At 70.7% G+C, this 21,648-nt stretch carries 22 protein-coding genes; 18 read left to right on the top strand and 4 right to left on the bottom strand.

Annotated features, from left to right (window positions below; all coding sequences use genetic code 11):
- Positions 1 to 157 precede the first annotated feature (157 nt).
- On the bottom strand, positions 158 to 829 hold the full coding sequence (locus ACZ6MA_RS18230; RefSeq protein ID WP_469434829.1) for a response regulator: 672 nt from the start codon (positions 827 to 829) through the stop codon (positions 158 to 160).
- A gap of 13 nt (positions 830 to 842) precedes the next feature.
- Positions 843 to 1,865, bottom strand: coding sequence for a RecB family exonuclease (locus ACZ6MA_RS18235; protein WP_469434830.1), 1,023 nt, complete (start codon positions 1,863 to 1,865; stop codon positions 843 to 845).
- 125 nt (positions 1,866 to 1,990) lie between these two features.
- Here ACZ6MA_RS18235 and ACZ6MA_RS18240 point away from each other — a divergent pair, with 125 nt between their 5' ends.
- The 3 genes from ACZ6MA_RS18240 (at position 1,991) to ACZ6MA_RS18250 (ending at position 5,130) form a co-directional block, all read left to right on the top strand.
- Positions 1,991 to 3,235, top strand: coding sequence for a site-2 protease family protein (locus ACZ6MA_RS18240; RefSeq protein ID WP_469434832.1), 1,245 nt, complete (start codon positions 1,991 to 1,993; stop codon positions 3,233 to 3,235).
- Between the two features lie 65 nt (positions 3,236 to 3,300).
- Entirely contained in the window at positions 3,301 to 4,206 is a 906-nt protein-coding gene (locus ACZ6MA_RS18245; protein ID WP_469434833.1) for a tRNA (adenine-N1)-methyltransferase, read from the top strand.
- A gap of 273 nt (positions 4,207 to 4,479) precedes the next feature.
- The gene (locus ACZ6MA_RS18250; protein ID WP_469434835.1) at positions 4,480 to 5,130 is read left to right on the top strand and encodes a hypothetical protein; all 651 of its coding nucleotides are present in this window, start codon (positions 4,480 to 4,482) and stop codon (positions 5,128 to 5,130) included.
- 4 nt (positions 5,131 to 5,134) lie between these two features.
- Here ACZ6MA_RS18250 and ACZ6MA_RS18255 read toward each other — a convergent pair whose 3' ends face one another.
- On the bottom strand, positions 5,135 to 5,431 hold the full coding sequence (locus tag ACZ6MA_RS18255; RefSeq protein ID WP_469434837.1) for a ferredoxin: 297 nt from the start codon (positions 5,429 to 5,431) through the stop codon (positions 5,135 to 5,137).
- Between the two features lie 242 nt (positions 5,432 to 5,673).
- Between ACZ6MA_RS18255 and arc the strand changes: the two genes are divergently transcribed.
- From arc to prcA, 5 genes are all read left to right on the top strand, one after another.
- Complete coding sequence (gene arc / locus ACZ6MA_RS18260; protein ID WP_469434839.1) at positions 5,674 to 7,440, top strand: proteasome ATPase; 1,767 nt, start codon at positions 5,674 to 5,676, stop codon at positions 7,438 to 7,440.
- Positions 7,441 to 7,800: 360 nt separating this feature from the next.
- Positions 7,801 to 9,312 (top strand): depupylase/deamidase Dop, encoded by a 1,512-nt coding sequence (dop, locus tag ACZ6MA_RS18265; protein ID WP_469434841.1) that lies wholly within the window; start codon positions 7,801 to 7,803, stop codon positions 9,310 to 9,312.
- Between the two features lie 145 nt (positions 9,313 to 9,457).
- A complete protein-coding gene (locus tag ACZ6MA_RS18270; RefSeq protein ID WP_016325855.1) occupies positions 9,458 to 9,676 on the top strand; it encodes a ubiquitin-like protein Pup in 219 nt (72 codons plus the stop codon).
- A gap of 241 nt (positions 9,677 to 9,917) precedes the next feature.
- Positions 9,918 to 10,763: a proteasome subunit beta gene (gene prcB / locus ACZ6MA_RS18275; RefSeq protein ID WP_469434842.1), complete on the top strand. Its 846-nt coding sequence runs from the start codon at positions 9,918 to 9,920 to the stop codon at positions 10,761 to 10,763.
- A 45-nt stretch (positions 10,764 to 10,808) separates the two neighbouring features.
- Positions 10,809 to 11,594, top strand: a complete 786-nt coding sequence (prcA, locus tag ACZ6MA_RS18280; protein WP_469434843.1) for a proteasome subunit alpha — start codon at positions 10,809 to 10,811, stop codon at positions 11,592 to 11,594.
- Positions 11,595 to 11,762: 168 nt separating this feature from the next.
- Here prcA and ACZ6MA_RS18285 read toward each other — a convergent pair whose 3' ends face one another.
- Positions 11,763 to 12,857, bottom strand: a complete 1,095-nt coding sequence (locus ACZ6MA_RS18285; RefSeq protein WP_469434845.1) for a LacI family DNA-binding transcriptional regulator — start codon at positions 12,855 to 12,857, stop codon at positions 11,763 to 11,765.
- Positions 12,858 to 12,999: 142 nt separating this feature from the next.
- Between ACZ6MA_RS18285 and ACZ6MA_RS18290 the strand changes: the two genes are divergently transcribed.
- The 10 genes from ACZ6MA_RS18290 (at position 13,000) to tatC (ending at position 21,618) form a co-directional block, all read left to right on the top strand.
- The gene (locus ACZ6MA_RS18290) at positions 13,000 to 14,262 is read left to right on the top strand and encodes an MFS transporter (protein WP_469435181.1); all 1,263 of its coding nucleotides are present in this window, start codon (positions 13,000 to 13,002) and stop codon (positions 14,260 to 14,262) included.
- 9 nt (positions 14,263 to 14,271) lie between these two features.
- Positions 14,272 to 15,633, top strand: coding sequence for a Pup--protein ligase (gene pafA, locus ACZ6MA_RS18295; RefSeq protein ID WP_184733667.1), 1,362 nt, complete (start codon positions 14,272 to 14,274; stop codon positions 15,631 to 15,633).
- A gap of 161 nt (positions 15,634 to 15,794) precedes the next feature.
- Positions 15,795 to 16,805: an FKBP-type peptidyl-prolyl cis-trans isomerase gene (locus tag ACZ6MA_RS18300; protein WP_469434846.1), complete on the top strand. Its 1,011-nt coding sequence runs from the start codon at positions 15,795 to 15,797 to the stop codon at positions 16,803 to 16,805.
- 68 nt (positions 16,806 to 16,873) lie between these two features.
- Positions 16,874 to 17,248, top strand: a complete 375-nt coding sequence (locus ACZ6MA_RS18305; protein WP_469434848.1) for an FKBP-type peptidyl-prolyl cis-trans isomerase — start codon at positions 16,874 to 16,876, stop codon at positions 17,246 to 17,248.
- Positions 17,249 to 17,374: 126 nt separating this feature from the next.
- Complete coding sequence (locus ACZ6MA_RS18310) at positions 17,375 to 18,448, top strand: helix-turn-helix transcriptional regulator (RefSeq protein ID WP_469434850.1); 1,074 nt, start codon at positions 17,375 to 17,377, stop codon at positions 18,446 to 18,448.
- Between the two features lie 72 nt (positions 18,449 to 18,520).
- Positions 18,521 to 19,483 carry a helix-turn-helix transcriptional regulator gene (locus ACZ6MA_RS18315; protein WP_469434852.1) on the top strand — a complete coding sequence of 321 codons (963 nt, stop codon included), beginning with the start codon at positions 18,521 to 18,523 and terminating at the stop codon, positions 19,481 to 19,483.
- Between the two features lie 35 nt (positions 19,484 to 19,518).
- Positions 19,519 to 19,758, top strand: a complete 240-nt coding sequence (locus ACZ6MA_RS18320; protein ID WP_469434853.1) for a hypothetical protein — start codon at positions 19,519 to 19,521, stop codon at positions 19,756 to 19,758.
- Positions 19,759 to 19,865: 107 nt separating this feature from the next.
- A complete protein-coding gene (locus ACZ6MA_RS18325) occupies positions 19,866 to 20,075 on the top strand; it encodes a hypothetical protein (protein WP_469434854.1) in 210 nt (69 codons plus the stop codon).
- Between the two features lie 227 nt (positions 20,076 to 20,302).
- Positions 20,303 to 20,584 carry a Sec-independent protein translocase subunit TatA gene (tatA, locus tag ACZ6MA_RS18330; RefSeq protein WP_469434856.1) on the top strand — a complete coding sequence of 94 codons (282 nt, stop codon included), beginning with the start codon at positions 20,303 to 20,305 and terminating at the stop codon, positions 20,582 to 20,584.
- Positions 20,585 to 20,712: 128 nt separating this feature from the next.
- A complete protein-coding gene (gene tatC / locus ACZ6MA_RS18335) occupies positions 20,713 to 21,618 on the top strand; it encodes a twin-arginine translocase subunit TatC (protein ID WP_469435182.1) in 906 nt (301 codons plus the stop codon).
- Positions 21,619 to 21,648 lie beyond the last annotated feature (30 nt).

Below are 21,648 nucleotides of genomic sequence, written 5' to 3' on the forward strand. Positions count from 1 at the left end.
ACCCCTCACCCTCCTTCTGTTTTGGGGAAGCCAAAAAGACCCACAAGGCCGAACCCGCAAAACGACGGGGGGGGGCCGGGTCCGCCGTCGACGGCGGACCCGCCCCCTCCCGGTTTTCCCGTTCTCACAGGGTGCTCGCGCGCGAGCGCGGTGGCGGTTACTGCGCGCCGGGGCGCACCAGACCGCTTTCGTAGGCGTAGACCGCGGCCTGGACCCGGTCCCGCAGACCCAGCTTGGTCAGCACGTGCCCCACATGGGTCTTGACCGTCGTCTCGCTCACGAACAGATCCGCCGCGATCTCCGCGTTCGACAGGCCGCGGGCCACCAGCTTCAGGACCTCGACCTCACGGTCGGTCAGCGTGTGCAGCGTGTTGGGCAGCGGCTCCTCGCCCGACGGCAGATGCCCGGCGTACTTGTCCAGCAGCCGCCGGGTGATGCTCGGCGCCAGCATCGCCTCGCCGCCCGCCACCACCCGGATCGCCTGCACCAGCTCGTGCGCCGGAGCGTCCTTGAGCAGAAAACCGCTGGCACCCGCCCGCAGCGCCTCCACCACGTACTCGTCGAGGTCGAAGGTGGTCAGCACCAGGACCTTGGCCGGGCCGTTCCGCTCGGGGCCGGTGATCTGCCGGGTCGCCTCGACACCGTCCATCCGCGGCATACGGATGTCCATCAGCACCACATCGGGCTGCAGCGCCCGGACCTGGTCCAGTGCCTGCAGCCCGTCCCCGGCCTCGCCGACGACCGCGAGGTCCTGCTCGGCCTCGAGGATCATGCGGAAGCCGGTGCGCAGCAGCGGCTGGTCGTCGACCAGTAGGACGCGGATCGCCACGGAAACTCCTTCGCTAGACCGGGTCCATTCTGCCCTGACCCTCCCCGTCGGCCACCACCCGGCCGCCGGCGTCGGAGGCGGCGTCGACATCGGCATCGACATCGGCACCGGCGGAGCGCGGGGCGGGCACGGGCAGCGGATACGGCGGGGGAGTGCCCCCGAACTCCGGACAGACGGCCTGGTGGTCGCACCAGCCGCACAGCTTCGTGGGGCGCGGCCGCCAGTCACCGGTCTCCGTGGCCAGCGAGATGGCCTCCCACAGCGCGCGCAGCCTGCGCTCCACGGCCAGCAGCTCCGCCTCCGTCGGGTCGTACGTGAGCACATCGCCACTGCCCAGGTACACCAGCTGGAGCCGGCGCGGGATCCGCCCGCGCAGCCGCCACATCACCAGGGCGTAGAACGTCATCTGGAACAGCGCGTCCGACCGGTACTGCGGGGCCGGTGCCTTGCCCGTCTTGTAATCGACGATCCGCACCTCGCCCGACGGCGCCACGTCCACCCGGTCGATGTAGCCGCGCAGCGTCAGCCCCGACTCCCCGGCCCCCGCGCCTTCGAGCACCGTCTCCACGTACAGCTCGCGGTCGGCGGGCTCCAGCCGCGTCGGATCCTCCAGCGTGAACCAGCGCTCGACCAGCCGCTCCGCGTCCGCCAGCCACCGGGCCAGCCGCTCGCTGTCCCGCCCCCCGTCCTCCCGCAGGAACAGCTCCGCCAGCTCCGGGCGGGCCGCCAGCAGCTTCTCCCACTCGCCCGGCACCAGCTCCTTGGCCCGCCCGGCCGTGCGCTCGGCCGCCGGGGCGTCGAAGAGCCGCTCCAGTACCGCGTGCACCACCGTGCCCCGGGTCGCCGCCGCGCTCGGCTTCTCCGGCAGCTTGTCGATCACCCGGAAGCGGTAGAGCAGCGGGCACCGCATGAAATCGGCCGCGCGCGACGGAGACAGCGCGGCCGGCCGGCCGGCGGCGGGCCCGGCGGCCCGCCCGGCCGGGCGCTCGGGGCCCGGCCCGGTGGGCCCGGTGGAACGGTCGGTGGCGATACTCATGACAAAGACCCTACGGCCCGTCACTGACAGTCGGGCGCATACCATCGACGACAGACCCCCTCGCACTGCATGATCGGTGAACGGCACCAGGCGGGTGCGGGGGCCGCAGCCGACGAGGGGACACCGTGGACAACAGCGGCAAGGGCCGGTCCGGCAGCGGGGGCGCCGGTCGCGGAGCCGGGCCCGGCGGGGGAAAACCGGGACGGCCGCGGGCGGGCGGCGGCATCCTCATGGGCCGCCCCTTCGGCGTCCCCGTCTACGTCGCCCCCAGCTGGTTCCTCGTCGCCGCCCTCATCACCTGGGTCTTCGGCGGCCAGCTCGACCGGGTGCTGCCCGAGCTGGGCCGCGCCCGCTACCTCGTCGCCCTCTTCTTCGCCGTGGCCTTCTACGCCTCGGTGCTCGTCCACGAACTCGCGCACACCGTCGCCGCCCTCCGCTTCAAGCTCCCGGTGCGCCGCATCCAGCTCCAGTTCTTCGGCGGCGTCTCGGAGATCGAGAAGGAGACCGAGACCCCCGGCCGCGAGTTCGTCCTCGCCTTCGTCGGCCCGCTGCTCTCCCTGGTCCTGGCCGGTGTCTTCTACCTCGGCATGCGGACCGTCGAGCCCGGCACCGTCCCGGGCGTCCTGCTCGCCGGCCTGATGATCTCCAACCTGCTCGTCGCGGTCTTCAACCTGCTGCCCGGCCTGCCGCTGGACGGCGGCCGGATGCTCCGCGCCGTCGTCTGGAAGATCAGCGGCAAGCCCATGACCGGCACCGTCGCCGCCGCCTGGGTGGGCCGCGCGCTCGCCGTCGCCGTGCTCATCGGCCTCCCGCTCCTCACCCACGCCCGCGGCGGCCTCGGCGACGGCGACTCCGACAGCCTCGGCGGCCTCGACTCCCTCACCGACGCCCTGCTCGCCGCGATCCTCGCCGCGATCATCTGGACCGGCGCGGGCAACGCCCTGCGCATGGCCCGGCTGCGCGAGCACCTGCCGCACCTGAGCGCCCGCACCCTCACCCGGCGCGCCGTGCCCGTGGAGTCCGCCACACCGCTCTCCGAGGCGCTGCGCCGGGCCAACGAGGCGGGGGCCCGCGCCCTGGTCGTCGTCGACGGACAGGGCCGGCCCGCCGCCCTCGTCCGCGAGTCCGCCATCGTCGGCGTCCCCGAGCACCGCCGCCCCTGGGTCGCCGTCAGCGGTCTGGCCACCGACCTCAAGGACGGCATGCGGGTCTCCGCGGAACTCACCGGCGAGGAACTCCTCGACACCCTCCGGGCCACCCCCGCCAGCGAGTACCTCGTGGTCGAGGAGAGCGGCGAGGTCTACGGCGTCCTCGCCACCTCCGACGTCGAGCGGGCCTTCGTCTCCGCCATGGCACGGCCCTCCGCCTGACACCCGCGCGCCCCCCGGCACCGGCGGTGGTCCCAGGCCCCGCGCACGCCCGGTAGTCTGGTCACATGTCCGAACCGACCGGTGCCGCCCGCCGACGCGGGCCCTTCCAGGTCGGGGACCAGGTCCAGCTCACCGACCCCAAGGGACGCCACTACACCTTCACGCTCGAAGCCGGGAAGCAGTTCCACACCCACAAGGGTGCCTTCCCGCACGACGAGCTGATCGGTGCTCCCGAGGGCAGTGTTGTCCGTACCACGGGAAACGTCGCCTACCTCGCGCTGCGCCCCCTGCTCCCCGACTATGTCCTGTCCATGCCGCGCGGAGCCGCCGTGGTCTACCCCAAGGACGCGGGGCAGATCCTGGCGATGGCCGATATCTTCCCCGGCGCCCGCGTCGTGGAAGCGGGTGTCGGCTCCGGCTCCCTCAGCAGCTTCCTGCTGCGCGCCATCGGCGACCAGGGCATGCTGCACTCCTACGAGCGCCGTGCCGACTTCGCCGAGATCGCCACGCAGAACGTGGAGCGCTACTTCGGCGGCCCCCACCCCGCGTGGCAGCTGACCGTCGGCGACCTCCAGGACAACCTGTCCGACACGGACGTCGACCGGGTCATCCTCGACATGCTCGCCCCCTGGGAGTGCCTGGAGGCCGTCCGCAAGGCCCTCGTGCCCGGCGGCATCCTGTGCTGCTACGTGGCGACCACCACGCAGCTCGCCCGGACCGTCGAGTCCATCCGGGAGATCGGCTGCTTCGCCGAGCCGTCGGCGTGGGAGACCATGGTCCGCACCTGGCACGTCGAGGGCCTGGCCGTACGCCCCGACCACCGGATGATCGGCCACACCGGCTTCCTGCTCACCGCCCGCCGGCTCGCGGACGGCGTGGAGCCGCCGCTGCGCCGCCGCCGCCCCGCCAAGGGCGCCTACGGTGACGACTACACCGGCCCCGGCAGCACCAGCGGATCCGCCGAGCGCTGACCCCCACCCGACCCCGGTGCCGTCCCCGGGTTCCGCACGCCGGCCGCGTGCGGAACCCGGTGGCGGCACTTCGGCGTTGACGGCCCCCGAAGGCCCGCGTCGGAGGAGCCCGACGGCACCTCCACGCCGGCACCTCCACGACGGCTCGCCCCCGAGCCCCGGCCGGGAAACACCATCGGGCGGCACCTCGCGCCCCCTGTTCCCCGGCGCCGGACCGTGTGGCACGATGCTGGGCACCCCCGCAGCCACAGCTCTCACAGGAGTTCAGCCCGCGTGCAGTCTCCGGCAGGCCCCGAGTCCTTCCCGCCGCTCTCCTCCGCGTCGGCCCCCGAAAGCCCCGCGCACACCCGCAGCGGCCCCGTGCACTGGATCGCGACCGCCGCCGCACTGGCCGCCGTGCTCCTCGGCGCCGCGCTCCTCGGCCCCGGCGAGGCCACGGCGACCACCACCGTCACCGCTTCCGCGCCCGGCTCCGCGCCGGGCACCGCACCCGGTACCCATGCCCCGCCCCCGGCGGCCCCCGACCCACGGGCGGCGCGCTACCCGGTCGACTGCGGCGGAACGCCCATGGACGTGGTACGCCGGGTGGCGGACGACCTCGACGGCGACGGACGGCCGGAGACGGTCGCGGTGGTGCGCTGCCACTCGGAGACGGGCACCCGGCCCAGCGGCATCTACGTCCTCGCGGCACCGGCCGCGCACGGCGGCGCGCCGCGCGTCATGGCGACCCTGGTCGACCCCGGGCAGAAGATGAGCGTCACCGGCTTCGCGGTGGACGGCGCCCATACGGTTTCGGCCACGCTGCTCGGCTACTCCGACACCACGGTGCCGCGTTGCTGTCCGGATCTGCGCAGGGCCGTCGAATGGCGGTGGAGGGACGGCAAGTTCGCCCTCACCGCACTGCCGGTGGCGGGGAGTGTGTGAGAAGTCACCCGGCGTCGGGGCCATAGACCTCGACCTGGTCGGCGACCCGGCGTACGTGGATGCAGTCCCCCGGGCACTCCTTCGCCGAGTCCCGGACGTCGGCCAGCAGCGGCAGCGGCACCGGCGTGGTGGCGCCCTTGTCCTGCAGCAGCTCGTCGTCCGCGCTCTTCACATACGCCAGCCCGTCGATGTCCAGCTCGAAGACCTCGGGGGCGTACTGCACGCAAATGCCGTCGCCGGTGCACAGGTCCTGGTCGATCCAGACTTCCAGCTCGTCGAGGCCTTCGTTCCGCACGGTCATCTCGCCTGCCGTTTCCTACCTACGTGAACCAATTGGAGCCAGCACTGACGGGTGTTGACCGACTCGACGATACAACCGCCCGCTTTCCGATGTTGATGGGTGGGTATTCCCCTGACGTGAGGACGTGCGCAAGGGTGAAGATCGGACACACTCCGACCGGGTTTGTGATCTAGGGGTTTCAACCTGCACCAGCCCAGGTAGGGTCTGGAAGCGTCCAGCTCCCCTTGGAGGAGGTGAGGACCGTGGCAGCCCACGACGACGACATGAACCGCGGCATCCGGCCCGGGCGAGGGTCTGACGACCCCGCGGGCCAGGTTGCCTATCTCGAGCAGGAGATCGCCGTCCTGCGGCGCAAGCTCGCCGACTCTCCGCGTCACACGAGGATTCTCGAAGAGCGGATCGTCGAGCTCCAGACCAACCTGGCCGGGGTGTCCGCTCAGAACGAGCGGCTCGCCAACACCCTCCGCGAGGCCCGCGACCAGATCGTGGCCCTCAAGGAGGAAGTGGACCGGCTCGCGCAGCCGCCGGCCGGCTTCGGTGTCTTCCTGCAGAACAATGAGGACGGCACGGCCGATATCTTCACCGGAGGACGGAAACTCCGGGTCAATGTCAGCCCGAGCGTCGAGGCCGAGGACCTCAGGCGTGGCCAGGAGGTCATGCTCAACGAGGCGCTCAATGTGGTCGAGGCCATGGCCTTCGAGCGGGCCGGGGACATCGTCACCCTCAAGGAGATCCTCGAGGACGGCGAGCGGGCCCTGGTCATCGGGCACACCGACGAGGAGCGGGTGGTGCGGCTCGCCGAGCCGCTGCTGGACGTCACCATCCGCCCCGGCGACGCCCTGCTGCTCGAATCCCGTTCCGGCTACGTCTATGAGGTCATCCCGAAGAGTGAGGTCGAGGAGCTCGTCCTCGAAGAGGTCCCGGACATCGACTACACGAAGATCGGCGGCCTGGGAAACCAGATCGAGCTGATCCGCGACGCGGTCGAGCTGCCGTACCTCTACCCCGACCTCTTCAAGGAGCACGAACTGCGGCCGCCCAAGGGCGTGCTGCTCTACGGCCCGCCCGGCTGCGGCAAGACGCTCATCGCCAAGGCGGTGGCCAACTCCCTTGCCAAGAAGGTCGCCGAGGTCACCGGCAAGCCCGCGGGGAAGAGCTTCTTCCTCAATATCAAGGGCCCCGAGCTGCTCAACAAGTACGTCGGTGAGACCGAGCGGCACATCCGGCTCATCTTCCAGCGCGCCCGGGAGAAGGCGAGCGAGGGCACGCCGGTCATCGTCTTCTTCGACGAGATGGACTCCCTCTTCCGCACCCGCGGCTCCGGAGTCAGCTCGGACGTGGAGAACACCATCGTCCCGCAGCTGCTCTCCGAGATCGACGGCGTGGAGGGCCTGGAGAACGTCATCGTCATCGGCGCCTCGAACCGCGAGGACATGATCGACCCGGCGATCCTGCGGCCCGGCCGGCTCGACGTCAAGATCAAGATCGAGCGTCCGGACGCCGAGGCGGCCAAGGACATCTTCTCGAAGTACCTCACCAAGACCCTGCCGGTGCACGCGGACGACCTGGCCGAGCACGGCGGGTCGGCCGGGGCCGCCGTCGCCGGCATGATCCAGTCGGTCGTCGAGCAGATGTACGCGGAATCCGAGGAGAACCGCTTCCTCGAGGTCACGTACGCCAACGGCGACAAGGAAGTCCTGTATTTCAAGGACTTCAACTCGGGTGCGATGATCCAGAACATCGTGGACCGGGCGAAGAAAATGGCCATCAAGGCATTCCTCGACCAGAACCAGAAGGGCATTCGCGTTTCCCATCTGCTCGCCGCCTGTGTGGACGAGTTCAAGGAGAACGAGGACCTGCCCAACACGACCAACCCGGACGACTGGGCCCGGATCTCCGGCAAGAAGGGCGAGCGGATCGTCTTCATCCGCACCCTCGTCACCGGAAAGCAGGGCGCGGACACCGGTCGCTCGATCGACACCGTGGCCAATACCGGCCAGTATTTGTAACACCGTCGTCCGGCCGCGGATGTCCTCTGCCCGCCCTTGGTGCCTCGGTGCCGGGCGGGTGCTCCGGGGGCGTCCGCGGCCGGACGCTTTTGCGCGGGCCGGAGCCCCGGCCCGCCGGGAATCGCGCCCGGCGGGCCCGGAGGGCACCGGGCGGTCTCCCGCGGGCACCCGGCTGCCCGGCCGGGCCGGGCGCGGCACGAACCGGAGCAATGACTGTAATGATCTCCCCACCGCCGCAAAGCCGTTCTAGGCTCTTCGGTACCGGGCCGCGAAGCACGTGGGGGATGCGCACGGACCGGAAGAGCAGCGGTACTTGAGCGGTGACCTCACTCCGGGGCGCCGCCGGGCTAGGAGGGCCGCATGACCGTACGGCGAGTAATGGGCATCGAGACGGAGTACGGGATCTCCGTCCCCGGTCACCCGAACGCCAATGCCATGCTCACCTCGTCCCAGATCGTCAACGCCTACGCGGCTGCGATGCACCGGGCGCGACGAGCCCGCTGGGATTTCGAGGAGGAGAACCCGCTGCGGGACGCCCGTGGCTTCGACCTCGCCCGCGAGGCCGCGGACTCCAGCCAGCTCACCGACGAGGACATCGGCCTGGCCAATGTCATCCTCACCAATGGCGCGCGGCTGTACGTGGACCACGCCCACCCCGAGTACAGCTCACCGGAGATCACCAATCCGCGCGACGCCGTGCTGTGGGACAAGGCGGGCGAGCGCATCATGGCCGAGGCCGCCGAGCGCGCCGCCCAGCTGCCCGGCGCCCAGCCCATCCACCTCTACAAGAACAACACCGACAACAAGGGCGCCTCCTACGGCACCCACGAGAACTATCTGATGAAGCGGGAGACCCCCTTCTCGGACATCGTGCGCCATCTGACGCCGTTCTTCGTCTGCCGGCAGGTCGTCACCGGCGCCGGCCGCGTCGGCATCGGCCAGGACGGCCGGGAGCACGGCTTCCAGCTCAGCCAGCGCGCGGACTACTTCGAGGTCGAGGTGGGCCTCGAAACCACCCTCAAGCGGCCCATCATCAACACCCGCGACGAGCCGCACGCCGACGCCGAGAAATACCGCAGGCTGCACGTCATCATCGGGGACGCCAACCTCTCCGAGATCTCCACCTACCTCAAGCTCGGCACCACCGCCCTGGTGCTGTCGATGATCGAGGACGGTTTCATCGCCGCCGACCTGGCCGTGGACCAGCCGGTCCGCACCCTCCACCAGGTGAGCCACGACCCCACGCTGCGCCGTCTGATCACGCTCCGCAGCGGCCGTACGCTCACGGCCGTACAGCTCCAGATGGAGTACTTCGAGCTGGCCCGCAAGTATGTGGAGGACCGCTTCGGCGCGGACGCGGACGAGCAGACCAAGGACGTCCTCGGCCGCTGGGAGGACGTGCTGAACCGGCTGGAGCACGACCCGATGAGCCTGTCCGGGGAGCTGGACTGGGTGGCCAAGCGCGAGGTGCTGGAGGGCTACCGCCGCCGGGACACCCTGGACTGGGACGCGGCCCGGCTGCACCTGGTGGACCTCCAGTACGCGGACGTCCGGGCCGACAAGGGCCTGTACAACCGGCTGGCGGCCCGCGGCCGGATGAAGCGGCTGCTGACGGAGGACGAGGTCCAGCGGGCCATCACGGCCCCGCCGGAGGACACCCGGGCCTATTTCCGCGGCCGGTGCCTGGAGCAGTACGCGGACGACGTGGCCGCCGCCTCCTGGGACTCGGTGATCTTCGACCTGCCGGGCCGTGACTCTCTGCAACGGGTGCCCACGCTGGAGCCGCTGCGCGGCACCCGCAACCACGTCAAGGAACTCCTGGACCGCTGTCGCACGGCCGAGGAACTGGTCCGCGTCCTGTCCGGGGGCTGAGAGGGGTCTGAGGTGAGCGCGTTCTGGGAATCATCACGGTGGTCCCGGGACGTTGTAGCAAGTGCGGGGCCGAACGCGGACCGTGCTTGTAGGGTCTGAACAGGTACATCCGATCTTGTACGTCGAACCGAGCGGGGTGAGGGACATGGCGACCAAGGACACCGGCGGCGGGCAGCAGAAGGCCACGCGTTCCACGGAGGAGGTCGAGGAGCAGGCGCAGGACGCGCAGGCTTCGGAGGACCTCAAGGAGCGCCAGGAGAAGCTGTCGGACGACGTGGACTCCGTGCTGGACGAAATCGATGATGTGCTCGAGGAGAACGCGGAGGACTTCGTGCGGTCCTTCGTTCAGAAGGGTGGCCAGTAGGCCGCTTTCCCCTTCGAATCGAAGGGGAAGGTGCGGGTCGCCTCCGGTGCGGCGGGACGACTGCCTCCCGGGGCCGGCCTCCGCCGTGCCCGCCGCAAGGCCCCGGCAGAGCTTGTGGATCACTGCCACGCGGCAGGTAAGGTCCGTGGCGTGCTGGTTTCAACTGCAATTCGACGCTCGGCACGTTGGACGACGATATGGACGTCATGCGCCGAGCCATCGCTTACTCGGAAGGAAACGTGTGGAAGCCAACCCTCGTAGCATCGGGCGTCTACCAGCTGCCTTCCTGACGCCCGGCTCGTCGTCCTTCATGGACTTCCTCGGTACGCACCAGCCGGACCTGCTGCCGGGCAACCGGCAGCTGCCGCCGCTGAAGGGCGCCGTCGAGGCGCCGCACGGCACGACCATCGTCGCCGCGTCGTTCCCCGGCGGTGTGGTGCTGGCGGGCGACCGCCGGGCGACGATGGGCAACGTCATCGCGCAGCGGGACATCGAGAAGGTCTTCCCGGCCGACGAGTACTCGGCCGTCGGCATCGCCGGCACCGCCGGGCTGGCCGTCGAGATGGTCAAGCTCTTCCAGCTCGAACTCGAGCACTTCGAGAAGGTGGAAGGCGTCCAACTCTCCCTGGAGGGCAAGGCGAACCGGCTGTCCACGATGATCCGCAGCAACCTCGGCATGGCCATGCAGGGCCTCGCCGTGGTGCCGCTCTTCGCCGGCTGGGACGTCGACCGCGGCAAGGGCCGCATCTTCTCCTACGACGTGACGGGCGGACGCTCCGAGGAGCACGGATTCGCGGCGACCGGCTCCGGCTCGGTCTTCGCGCGCGGTGCGCTCAAGAAGCTCTTCCGTGAGGACCTGACGGAGGCTCAGACCACCATGCTCGTCGTCCAGGCGCTGTACGACGCGGCCGATGACGATTCGGCGACCGGCGGGCCCGATCTCGCCCGCCGGATCTATCCGATCGTCACCGTCATCACCGACGAGGGGTTCCGCAGGCTGACCGACGCGCAGTGCTCCGAGGTCGTCCGCGCGATCCACGAGCGGCGCCTGCAGGAGCCGGACGGCCCGCGGGCCGCGCTGCTCTGACGCCCGACGGACCCCTCACCACTGACAGAAAGGGACGGACAGCCGGTGTCGACGCCGTTCTATGTCTCACCCCAGCAGGCCATGGCCGACCGCGCCGAGTATGCCCGCAAGGGCATCGCCCGCGGCCGCAGCGTCGTCGTACTCCAGTACACCGACGGCGTTCTCTTCGTCGCCGAGAACCCGTCCCGCGCCTTGCACAAGGTCAGCGAGATCTACGACCGGATCGCCTTCGCCGCGGTGGGCAAGTACAACGAGTTCGAGAACCTGCGGATCGGCGGTGTGCGCTACGCCGATCTGCGCGGTTACACCTACGACCGCGACGATGTGACGGCCCGCGGTCTCGCGAACGTCTACGCCCAGACGCTGGGCACGATCTTCTCCAGCGCCGCGGAGAAGCCGTACGAGGTCGAACTGATCGTCGCCGAGGTCGGGCCCGGTCCCGAGGACGACCAGATCTACCGGCTGCCGCACGACGGCTCGATCGTCGACGAGCACGGCTCGGTCGCGGTCGGCGGCAACGCCGACCAGATCAGCAGTTATCTCGACCAGCGGCACCGGGACGGGATGACGCTCGCCGAGGCGCTCAAGCTCGCCGTCGAGTCGCTCACCCGTGACAACAACGGCGGCGAGCGCACCCTGACGGCCGAACAGCTGGAGGTCGCGGTCCTGGACCGGACGCGTCCGCAGCAGCGGAAGTTCAAGCGGCTGCTGGGCCGTCAGCTCTCCCGGCTCCTGGAGGGACACGCCGCCGATGTGAGCGTCGACGAAGCCGAGGAGCCGCTGTCCGCCGAGGATTCGGCGGCGGACCCGACGGAGTCCTCCGAGGGTTAGGCCGTATCGTCCGCACCCCCGCCGCGCGGGGTGTCATCAAACGCCGGACGGGCTGGATTGGCGAGGTCGGCCGAATCCAGCCCGTCCGGCGTTTGAGGACGCGCCCGCAGGGCGCTCGCCGCCGCAGGCGGCAAAGACGGCTCGCGGCCGAAGACGCGCCGGTCCCGGCTATCGCGCCGCGTCCCGCGAAGAGGACCCGCGCGCGACGAACTCCACCGGCAGCGTCGTAGGCGCCGGAGGCCGCCCGTCCAGTACCGCCATCAGCGCGCGCATGCCCGCCTCGCCCACGGCCTCGGCGGGCAGCCGGACCGTCGTCAGCTCCGGTTCGACGGCCGTCGCCAGGGGCAGATCGTCGAAACCGGTCACCGAGACGTCGTCGGGCACCCGCAGTCCCAGCCGCCGGGCCGCCTTGCAGGCGCCCGCCGCCAGGATGTCGCTGTCGCAGATCAGCGCGGTGGGCCTCGGGCCGGGGCCGGCGAGGGCCCGTTCGGCGGCCGCCCGGCCCGCCCGGACGTCGAGGGCCGCGGGCTCCGTCGTCAGCGCCGCGTCCGCGACCCCGGCCAGGGTGTCGGCCAGGGCCCGGGCCCGGATGTGGAAGGTCCACGAGTCCACGTCCGCCGCGAGGTGCGCGAACCGGCGGTGACCGAGCCCCAGCAGATATGCGGTGATCTGGCGCATGCCGTCGGCGATGTCGAGGTTGACGGTCGCCGACGCCTCCGTCCGCCCGGGGTCGCTGTCGAGCATGACGAGGGGCAGATCGCCGTCGAGGAGGTCGGACAGCGCGTCCACCGCCATGGACGAGGCGATGACCCCGTCCAGCGTCGCGCGGGCGGAGGCGAAGGGGTCGCGGGCGGGCCCGGTGCCCTCCGGGGACGGGTAGAGGACCACGCCGACGCCGTGCTCGGCGGCGGCCCGGGCGGCCCCGGTGTAGACGCGGGCGAAGAACTCGTTGGTGAGCGCGGGCACCACCAGCAGGGCCGTGCGGGTACGGCCCAGCCGCAGATCGCGCGCCGCGAGGTTCGGCCGGTAGCCCAGCTCCCGCGCGGCGGTGCGCACGGCCCCGGCGGTCCGCTCGGAGACCCGGCCGCGCCATTTGTCGCCCATGACCAGCGAGACCGTGGCCTGGGACACCCCCGCGGCACGCGCCACGTCCCGGCTGGTGATCCGCGCGCGCGGCTGCCCCAGCTCACGGACGTTCGGCCACCGCTCGTCCCCGCGCTTCGCCGCACGCCCGCGCCACGAGCCCTGCTCTGTCTCCGCCACCGGTCCGCGCCCCTTTTCCCGTGTCCCCGCCTGTTTCCCGCTCGCCTCGCGAGTGGACCCGCGGGTTGGCGACATGGTACGTATAACGCCGAAGGTTATACGTAAAACCCGAGCTGGCTCGGTCGATGAAGGTGGACAGATGATGGCGGCCGGCTACGGCGAAATGCTCAGGACGCGGCACGCGGCGCGCTTGCTCGCGGGCACGCTGGTGGGGCGGCTGCCGAGCGCGACCGCCGCTCTGGCGATCGTGCTCTTCGCCCGCGCGGAAGGCGGCAGCTACGCCCTCGCGGGCGCGCTGTCGGCCGTCTACGGCGTGGGCAACGCCATCGGTCAGCCGCTGCTGGGCCGGGCCGTGGACCTCCTCGGCCAGCCGCGCGTGATGCTGCCCTCCGCCGTGCTCTCCGCGCTCGGCATGGTGCTCTTCTGCGTGGTCGGTCTGGAGCCGCTGCCGCTGGCCTACGCGGCCATGGCCGTCGCCGGATTCTTCACCCCGCCCCTGGAGGGCGGCCTGCGGGCCCTGTGGCCGGACGTCCTCCAGCGCGAGGACCGCATCCACGCCGCGTACGCGCTCGACGCCGTCGCCCAGGAAGTCATGTACGCGGTCGGCCCGCTGGCCGTCACCCTCATCGTCGCCGCCTGGTCCGAGGCCGCCGCGCTGCTCGTCATCAACGCGATAGGCGTGCTCGGCGCCCTGGCCGTGGTCACCTCCCCGCCCTCCCGCAAGTGGCGCAGCGCGCCCCGTGAGGCGCACTGGCTGGGGGCGCTGCGCTCGCGCGGGCTGCTCGTGCTGCTCGGGGCGTTCTTCTTCGTCGGTTCGGCGCTCGGCTCGATCTCGGTGGCGTCGGTGGCGTACGCCGACGAGCACGGCGGCGGCATGGTCTCCAGCTATCTGCTGTCCGCCCTCGGTGTCGGCGCGCTCATCGGTGGTGTCGTCTACGGCGGCCGGCAGTGGGCGGGCGAGCCCGAGCGCCGCCTGCGGCTGCTCGTCGCGGGGCTCGCGGTCTGCTACCTGCCGCTGCTGCTCGTCCCGGGTGTCGTCGGCATGACCGTGCTCGCCGGTCTGGCCGGAGTCTTCCTCGCGCCGTCGCTGGCGTGCGCGTTCGTCGTCGTGGACCGCCACGCGCCGCGCGGCACCGTCACCGAGGCCTTCTCCTGGCTGGTGACCGCCTTCGGCGTGGGGGCCTCGATCGGGATAGCCGTGGTCGGCCCGGCCGTGGAGTACGGCGGATCCGAGGCCGGTTTCGCGGTCGCCGTGGGCGGCGGCGCGGTCGCCCTGCTGGTGCTCCTGGCGGCGCGGCGTTCCTTCGGGCCGCCCCCGGTCACCGTGGCCGAAGCCGGCGTGTTGCCGGAAACTGATCGAATCGGTGCCGTCGAACCCGGTTTCAGCGCAGGGCATCAGGCGTAATGTTCAGACATGGATCGCCGCATTTTCGGGCTGGAGAACGAGTACGGCGTCACGTGCACGTTCAGGGGACAGCGCCGACTGTCACCTGACGAAGTGGCGCGCTACCTCTTCCGCCGTGTCGTTTCCTGGGGCCGCAGCAGCAATGTCTTCCTGCGGAACGGCGCCCGCCTCTACCTGGACGTGGGATCGCACCCGGAATACGCAACACCCGAGTGCGACAACGTGATCGAGCTGGTCACGCACGACAAGGCGGGCGAGCGCATTCTCGAAGGTCTGCTCGTCGACGCCGAGCGCCGCCTGCACGAGGAGGGGATCGCGGGCGACGTCTATCTGTTCAAGAACAACACCGATTCCGCCGGAAACTCCTACGGATGCCATGAGAACTACCTCGTGGCCCGGCACGGGGAGTTCTCCCGGCTGGCGGACATCCTCATCCCCTTCCTCGTCACCCGCCAGTTGCTGTGCGGAGCGGGGAAGGTGCTCCAGACCCCGCGCGGCGCGGTGTACTGCGTCAGCCAGCGCGCCGAGCACATCTGGGAGGGCGTCAGCTCCGCCACCACCCGCTCGCGCCCGATCATCAACACCCGGGACGAGCCGCACGCGGACGCCGAGCGCTACCGCAGGCTGCACGTCATCGTCGGCGATTCGAACATGTCCGAGACGACGATGCTGCTCAAGGTCGGGGCCACCGATCTGGTGCTGCGCATGATCGAGGCGGGCACGGTGATGCGGGACCTGACGCTGGAGAACCCGATCCGGGCCATCCGCGAGGTCAGCCACGACATCACGGGCACCCGCAAGGTGCGTCTCGCCAGCGGCCGGGAGGCCTCCGCCCTGGAGGTCCAACAGGAGTACTACGAGAAGGCCGTGGACTTCTGCGAGCGCCGCGGCATCCGCACGGGCACGGTCGAGCGCGTCCTGGAGCTGTGGGGCCGCACCCTGGAGGCGATCCGGGACGAGGACCTGGACCGGATCTCCACCGAGATCGACTGGGTGATGAAGTACCAGCTCATCGAGAAGTACCGCACGAAGAACAACATCACCATGTCGCATCCGAGGGTCGCCCAGATAGATCTGGCCTACCACGACATCCACCGCCGCCGGGGGCTGTACTACCTCCTGGAGCGGCGCGGTCAGGCCGCCCGGGTCTGCAACGACCTCAAGATCTTCGAGGGCAAGTCCGTGCCCCCGCAGACCACCCGGGCCCGGCTGCGCGGTGATTTCATCCGCCGCGCACAGGAGCAGCGGCGGGACTTCACCGTCGACTGGGTGCACCTCAAGCTCAACGACCAGGCGCAGCGCACGGTGTTGTGCAAGGACCCCTTCCGGTCGGTGGACGACCGGGTGGAGAAGCTGATCGCCGGGATGTGAGCCCGGGCGCCGTATGAAGGTTGTATGAGAGTGGTACGAGCGCGGTCGGGCGCCGGGCCCCGGGTCCGGCGCCCGACCGTGTCGGGCAGGGTTGATCGGCGGAGCACAGGCCGTAAAGTGGCGGGCACTGCCAAGCCACCCCCCTAGCCCGAGTTGGACTGATGCTGCAATTCCTCGGGGGCCGACCCCCGCACGCTCGCTCGTACTCGAAGAACCCGCGTCGCTTCGCCGTCGCGTTGGCCGTGCCCGCCCTGCTCTTCGCCGCCACGGCGTGCGGGTCCGAGGACGGCGGCTCCTCCGGCGCGCGGGTGAAGGTGGAGGGGAAGTTCGGGGAGAAGCCCGAGATCTCCACGCCCAAGGACGCGAAGCCCTCCGACAAGCTCGTCGTCAAGACGCTCACCGAGGGCTCGGGCGAGAAGGTGGAGAAGGGCGGCTTCGTGCGCCTCGACTTCGCCGGGCAGACCATGAAGGACGACAAGTCCCTCGGTGGCACCTGGACCACCCAGCCGGGCGCCAAGGGCCCCCGCCGCCAGATGGTGGCGCAGGTCGGCCAGCCCAGCCAGGAGATGCCGGCCAAGGTGCTGGAGCAGGTGACCGGCAAGAAGGCGGGTACCCGCTTCGAGGTCGAGGGCACGGCGAAGGCGCTGATCGGCGATCAGCTCAACCCGCAGGCGGGCGTCAAGCCGGAGGACGGCCTGGTGTGGGTGATCGACGTCGTGGCGACGAAGAAGCTCGACCCCAAGAGTGAGGTCACGGGCGAGCAGGCCGCCCCGGCCTCGGGCATGCCCGAGGTGAAGTACAACTCCAAGAAGGCCGCGAGCATCACGATCCCCAAGGGGGAGAAGGCGCCGGCCGACCTCAAGGAGCAGGTGCTGATCAAGGGCAGCGGCCCGGAGGTCAAGGCCGGCGACGGTCTGATCGCGCAGTACACCGGTGTGAAGTGGGAGAACGGAGAGAAGTTCGACTCCTCCTGGGACCACAACGGTGCCACGGGTTTCCAGATCGGTACCGGCTCGGTCGTCCAGGGCTGGGACAAGGGCCTGGCCGGCAAGCACGTGGGAGACCGGGTCGAGCTGGTCATCCCGCCGAAGCTGGGCTACGAGGGCCAGCCGCAGAGCGGTCTCGACAAGAACACGCTGGTCTTCGTCGTGGACATCGTGGGCAAGGTCTGACCGTCGCCGGTTCGGGGATCTGCCAGAATTGCACGGTTGTCTGCAAGATTCTTTCGTAGGAGCACTTCGTGAGCATCGACAAGCCCGAGATCGACTTCCCCGAGGGCGAGCCGCCGGCCGACCTTGTGATCAAGGACATCTGGGAGGGTGACGGTGCCGTCGCCAAGGCCGGCGACTTCGTCAAGGTCCACTACGTGGGCGTTGCCTTCTCCACCGGCGAGGAGTTCGACGCGAGCTGGAACCGTGGTACCCCGCTGGAGTTCAAGCTGGGTGCCGGCCAGGTCATCGCGGGCTGGGACCAGGGTGTCCAGGGCATGAAGGTCGGCGGCCGCCGCCGGCTGACCATCCCCGCGCACCTCGCCTACGGTGACCATGGTGCCGGCGGTGGCGTGATCGCCCCGGGCGAGACGCTGATCTTCGTCTGTGACCTGATGGCGGTCTGATCCGGTCTGATCCGGTCGTCGGTGAAGGCCGAGGGCCCATGCCTCCTGGCATGGGCCCTCGGCTTTTGCCGTACGCCGTGCGAGCGGTACGGTCAACGGTTGAGAGCACAAGTAGAGAGGGCGTCGATGGCGATTGCCAAGGCCGAGCGGCTGATGAACCTGGCGCTGTGCCTGTTGGGCACCCGCCGGCCGCTCAGCAAGCGGGAGTTGCGGGGCTCGATCGAGGCATACCTAGAGGCCTTCGGGCCGGGTAACGCTGCGGCCTTCGGGCCGGGGAGCGCCACGCTTGCGGGGCCGTCGGGCGAGTCCGGGCCGGATGCCGTCGCCGCCTCCGCGTCGGGCAAGCGCTCCGGGGCGGGCAGCTCCGAGGACGCCTTCAACCGGATGTTCGAGCGCGACAAGGACGATCTGCGCGAGCTGGGTCTGATCATCGAGACCGTCGAGGGTATCGACGGGGAGATCGGCTATCTCGCCCGCCGGGACAGCAACCGGCTGCCTCCGATCACTCTCGACGTCGAGGAGGCCGCCGCGCTCGGCCTGGCGGCCAAGGTGTGGCAGCAGGCCCGGCTGGCCGGTGCCGCCAGTGGCGCGCTGCAGAAGCTGCGGGCGGCCGGGATGCCGCTCGCGGAGGACACGTACGAGAGTCAGAGCGCGCTCGAACCGCGTATTCCCGTGCACGAGGCCGCGTTCGAGCCGCTGATGCTGGCCGCCCGGGACCGCCGGACGGTCGTCTTCGACTATCACAAGGCCAATGCCGCCCGCCCGGAGCAGCGGCATGTCGAGCCGTGGATCCTGGAGTGCTGGCGCGGCCACTGGTACCTGGCCGGCTGGGACCGCGACCGCGGTGCCGAGCGGGTGTTCCGGCTCTCCCGGATCACGGGCAAGGTGCGTTCGCGGGCCGTGCCGTTCACCGTCCCGGTGCCGGACCACGTCACGGTCCGCGAGACGGTCGAGACCTGGTCGGGGGAGACGGCCACCCGTACCGCCCGGATCACCGTGCGGGCCGGTCACGGTTATCCGCTGCGCGCCCGTGCCACGGCGACCCGGGAGGCGGGCGACGGCTGGGACGAGCTGGAGATTCCGTACGGGCACGGGCTGGACGCCTGGCTGGTGGAGTTCGGCCCCGATGTGCGGGTGCTGGAGCCGGCGGAGCTGCGGGCCGATGTGCTCGACCGGCTGCGTGCCGTGGCCGAGGGCTGAGACCGCCCGGGTCCGAGCGGGACCAGTTCGCACCAGAGTTGACCCAAGTGGAAGGGCACGGACCGACTTCTTATGGCCGGCAACGCCATTGACCAGACCCGGCGGATGCTTTCGCTGGTGACCTATTTGCGCGAGCGCCCCGGCGCCCGTGTCACCGATGTGGCCCGTGCCTTCGGCATCACCGAGGACGAGCTGATCGGTGACCTCGATGTACTGCCGATGTGCGGGACCAGCTTCCGCGGCGGCGACCTCCTGGACATCGACACCGACGGCGACCGCATCTGGTGGCACAATCCCGACGCCTCGGGCACCAGCACGGGCGAGCCGCTGCGGCTGGCGGCCGACGAGGCCACCGCGCTGCTGGTGGCCGCGCGCGCCGTCGCCACCCTGCCCGGGCTGCGCGAGGGCGACCGGCAGGCCCTGCTGCGGGCCACCGCCAAGCTGGAGGCCGCGGCCGGGGAGGCGGCGGGCGCCAGTTCCCGGCTCTCGGTGACCTTCGAGTCCGAGGGCGGTGTCTTCGCGGACGTCGACCGGGCCATCGCCGAGCGCCGCCGGCTGTGGCTGCGCTACTACTCGCCCGCGCGGGACGAACTCACCGAGCGCGAGGTCGACCCGATCCGGCTGTTCGCCGTGGGCCACACCTATATGGAGGCGTGGTGCCGGCTGTCGGAGGCCCGCCGCACCTTCCGGCTCGACCGGGTCGCCGAGATCAGGCTGCTCGACGAACCCTCCGACCCGCCGCCGGTGGAGCTGCGTGATCTGTCCGAGAGCCTGGTGCAACCCGCCGCCGAGGACCCCGAGGTCGTCGTCGAGGTCGGGCCCGGCGGGCGCTGGGTCGCCGAGTACTACCCCCACGACAGCGCCGAGGAGCTGCCCGACGGCGGTCTGCGGATCACGCTGCGCACCCCGGACCCGGCTTCGCTGCGCCGGCTGGCGTTGCGGCTCGGCCGGGACGGGCGGATCGTCTCGCCGCGCGCGCTGGCCGACAGTGCGCGGGACGCGGCCCGCGAGGCGCTCGCGGCGTACGGAGAGTAGGAGGGCTGGTCCAGTTGCGAGTGACAGGGGACGGGATGAACGTGAGGACCACGGCCGCCGCCGTCTTCAAGGCGGCCTGCCCCGACTGCCGGGGCCGTTTCGAGCTGACAGCGGGTGCGCTGCGGCTGGCGATCGGCGCCAGCCACCGGACCACGTTCTACTCCTTCACCTGCCCGGACTGCGGGCACGCCGTCCGCAGGCCGGCCGGGGAGCGGATCGTGGAGCTGCTGACCGGCGGCGGGGTGCGGACGCTGCGTTTGCACTCCACCGTGTGACACGCTTCTTCCAGCCGGCTCGCGGCCCTTTCCCGCCCGTTTCACGTCCCTTTCCGGCGGTGCCCCCGCCGCGCCGCCCGTCCTTTTCCGCCCGATAGGCTCCTCCCATGCTCTGGCCCATGCTCGCCATCGCCCTCGCCTTCTGCGGCATCGCCGTGCTGGGTGTCCTCGCCGCACGGGTGTTCGTCGAAGTGCGCCGGCTGGCCCGGCAGGTGGCGACGAGCTCGCAGCGCATCACCCGCGCCGCCGAGGACCTCGAACGGGCCGCGGCCCCGCTCGCGGCGCAGACCGCGCACACGCTGCGTCAGGACGGATGACCGTAGGTCAGCGGGCTCGCACGGCCCCTGCTGGGGTTTCGGGCCGGGCGGTAGTCTGGTCCGGGTGGCCCTGAGGCGAGGCGCAGGGCCACGTACGGGAGTACGCACAGGGATTGCCCAGCGTTTACCCCTGCGCGTTACGATCGCTGACGTACGGCTGGTGGACATATGTCCGATCAGTCGGCCAGCCCCACACCCATGCCGCTTCGGTGAGAAGGTAATCGCTTATGTTCGGAAGGCTCGGCGCCCCCGAGATCATTCTCATTCTCGTCGTCATCGTCCTGCTGTTCGGTGCGAAGAAGCTTCCGGACATGGCGCGCTCCCTCGGCAAGTCCGCCCGGATCCTCAAGAGCGAGGCCAAGGCCATGAAGTCCGAGGGCCAGGACAACGCCTCCGCCCCGGCCGACCCGCCGGCCACCGCCACGCCTCGTACGATCAAGGCCGCTCCCGGTGATGTCGCCGGTGCCCGCCCGGTGACCGAGCCGGGCGACCGCACCACGCAGCACTGAGCAGCCGTACAGACCCAGCACTGACCGAGGGATCGGGCCGGCCGTCCTTGGCGTCCGCCTGCCGCACGAGATAGGGACGTGGGTTGCTCAAGTCTGCCCGCAAGAAGGAGAAGGACCCCGAGGGGCGGATGCCGCTCGCGGAGCACCTGCGGGAACTGCGGAACCGTCTGGCGAAGGCGGTGCTGGCCATTGTCGTGGTGGCGCTCATCGCCGCGTTCTACAACACGCAGCTCATGGACTTCCTGTCCAGCCCCGTTCCCAAGTGCCCCGACCGCGACCTGGCCCAGAGCCACGGCGGCAACTGCGCGGTCCTGACGTTCAACTCCTTGGGAGCGCCGTTCGGGACGGTGGTGAAGGTGTGCCTGCTCGCGGGCGTCACGGTCTCCTCCCCGGTCTGGCTCTACCAGCTGTGGGCGTTCCTCGCCCCCGGTCTGCACAAGAACGAGAAGAAGTACACGGTCGCCTTCGTGGCGACGGCCGCTCCGCTTTTCGTCGCGGGCGCCTACCTCGCCTACCTGATCATGCCCATGAGCATGCGGGTGCTGCTCAGCATCACCCCGGAGACCGCGGCCAACACCCTCAGCCTGAACGACATCCTCGACTTCACGGTCCGGATGATCCTGGTCTTCGGCCTGGCCTTCGAGCTGCCCTTGGTGCTCGTCATGATGAACATGGTCGGCATGGTCTCGGGCAAGACCATGGCCACGTGGTGGCGCGGCGTCGTGATGGGCATCTTCGTCTTCGGCGCGATCGCCACGCCCAGCACCGACCCCTTCGGCATGTGCATCCTCGCCGTCCCGATCATCGTCCTGTACTTCATCGCCGTCGGGTTCTCCCTCCTCAACGACAAGCGGCGGGTCAGGAACAACCCCGATGCCCTGCTCGACGACGACGAGGCGTCCCCACTGGACCTCACCCCGCTGCCCCTCGGCGACTCCGAGCCGATGCCGGCCCTCCCGGGGCAGGCCGGTGCGAGCGGCGACGCGGGCGGCGAGCGGCCCACCCGCCGGGGCGGCTACGACGACGTGACCTGATCCGGGCCCGGACGGCCGACGGACACCGAC

Source organism: Streptomyces sp. NPDC042259 (assembly GCF_055582085.1).

Excerpts from the sequence above, each read along its gene's own strand:
- ACZ6MA_RS18235 (WP_469434830.1), bottom strand. The coding sequence starts at position 1,865 with ATGAGTATCGCCACCGACCGTTCCACCGGGCCCACCGGGCCGGGCCCC.
- ACZ6MA_RS18245 (WP_469434833.1), top strand. The coding sequence starts at position 3,301 with ATGTCCGAACCGACCGGTGCCGCCCGCCGACGCGGGCCCTTCCAGGTC.
- ACZ6MA_RS18255 (WP_469434837.1), bottom strand. The coding sequence starts at position 5,431 with ATGACCGTGCGGAACGAAGGCCTCGACGAGCTGGAAGTCTGGATCGAC.
- dop (WP_469434841.1), top strand. The coding sequence starts at position 7,801 with ATGACCGTACGGCGAGTAATGGGCATCGAGACGGAGTACGGGATCTCC.
- ACZ6MA_RS18270 (WP_016325855.1), top strand. The coding sequence starts at position 9,458 with ATGGCGACCAAGGACACCGGCGGCGGGCAGCAGAAGGCCACGCGTTCC.
- ACZ6MA_RS18290 (WP_469435181.1), top strand. The coding sequence starts at position 13,000 with ATGGCGGCCGGCTACGGCGAAATGCTCAGGACGCGGCACGCGGCGCGC.
- pafA (WP_184733667.1), top strand. The coding sequence starts at position 14,272 with ATGGATCGCCGCATTTTCGGGCTGGAGAACGAGTACGGCGTCACGTGC.
- ACZ6MA_RS18300 (WP_469434846.1), top strand. The coding sequence starts at position 15,795 with ATGCTGCAATTCCTCGGGGGCCGACCCCCGCACGCTCGCTCGTACTCG.
- ACZ6MA_RS18310 (WP_469434850.1), top strand. The coding sequence starts at position 17,375 with ATGGCGATTGCCAAGGCCGAGCGGCTGATGAACCTGGCGCTGTGCCTG.
- ACZ6MA_RS18315 (WP_469434852.1), top strand. The coding sequence starts at position 18,521 with ATGGCCGGCAACGCCATTGACCAGACCCGGCGGATGCTTTCGCTGGTG.
- ACZ6MA_RS18320 (WP_469434853.1), top strand. The coding sequence starts at position 19,519 with ATGAACGTGAGGACCACGGCCGCCGCCGTCTTCAAGGCGGCCTGCCCC.
- ACZ6MA_RS18325 (WP_469434854.1), top strand. The coding sequence starts at position 19,866 with ATGCTCTGGCCCATGCTCGCCATCGCCCTCGCCTTCTGCGGCATCGCC.
- tatA (WP_469434856.1), top strand. The coding sequence starts at position 20,303 with ATGTTCGGAAGGCTCGGCGCCCCCGAGATCATTCTCATTCTCGTCGTC.
- tatC (WP_469435182.1), top strand. The coding sequence starts at position 20,713 with ATGCCGCTCGCGGAGCACCTGCGGGAACTGCGGAACCGTCTGGCGAAG.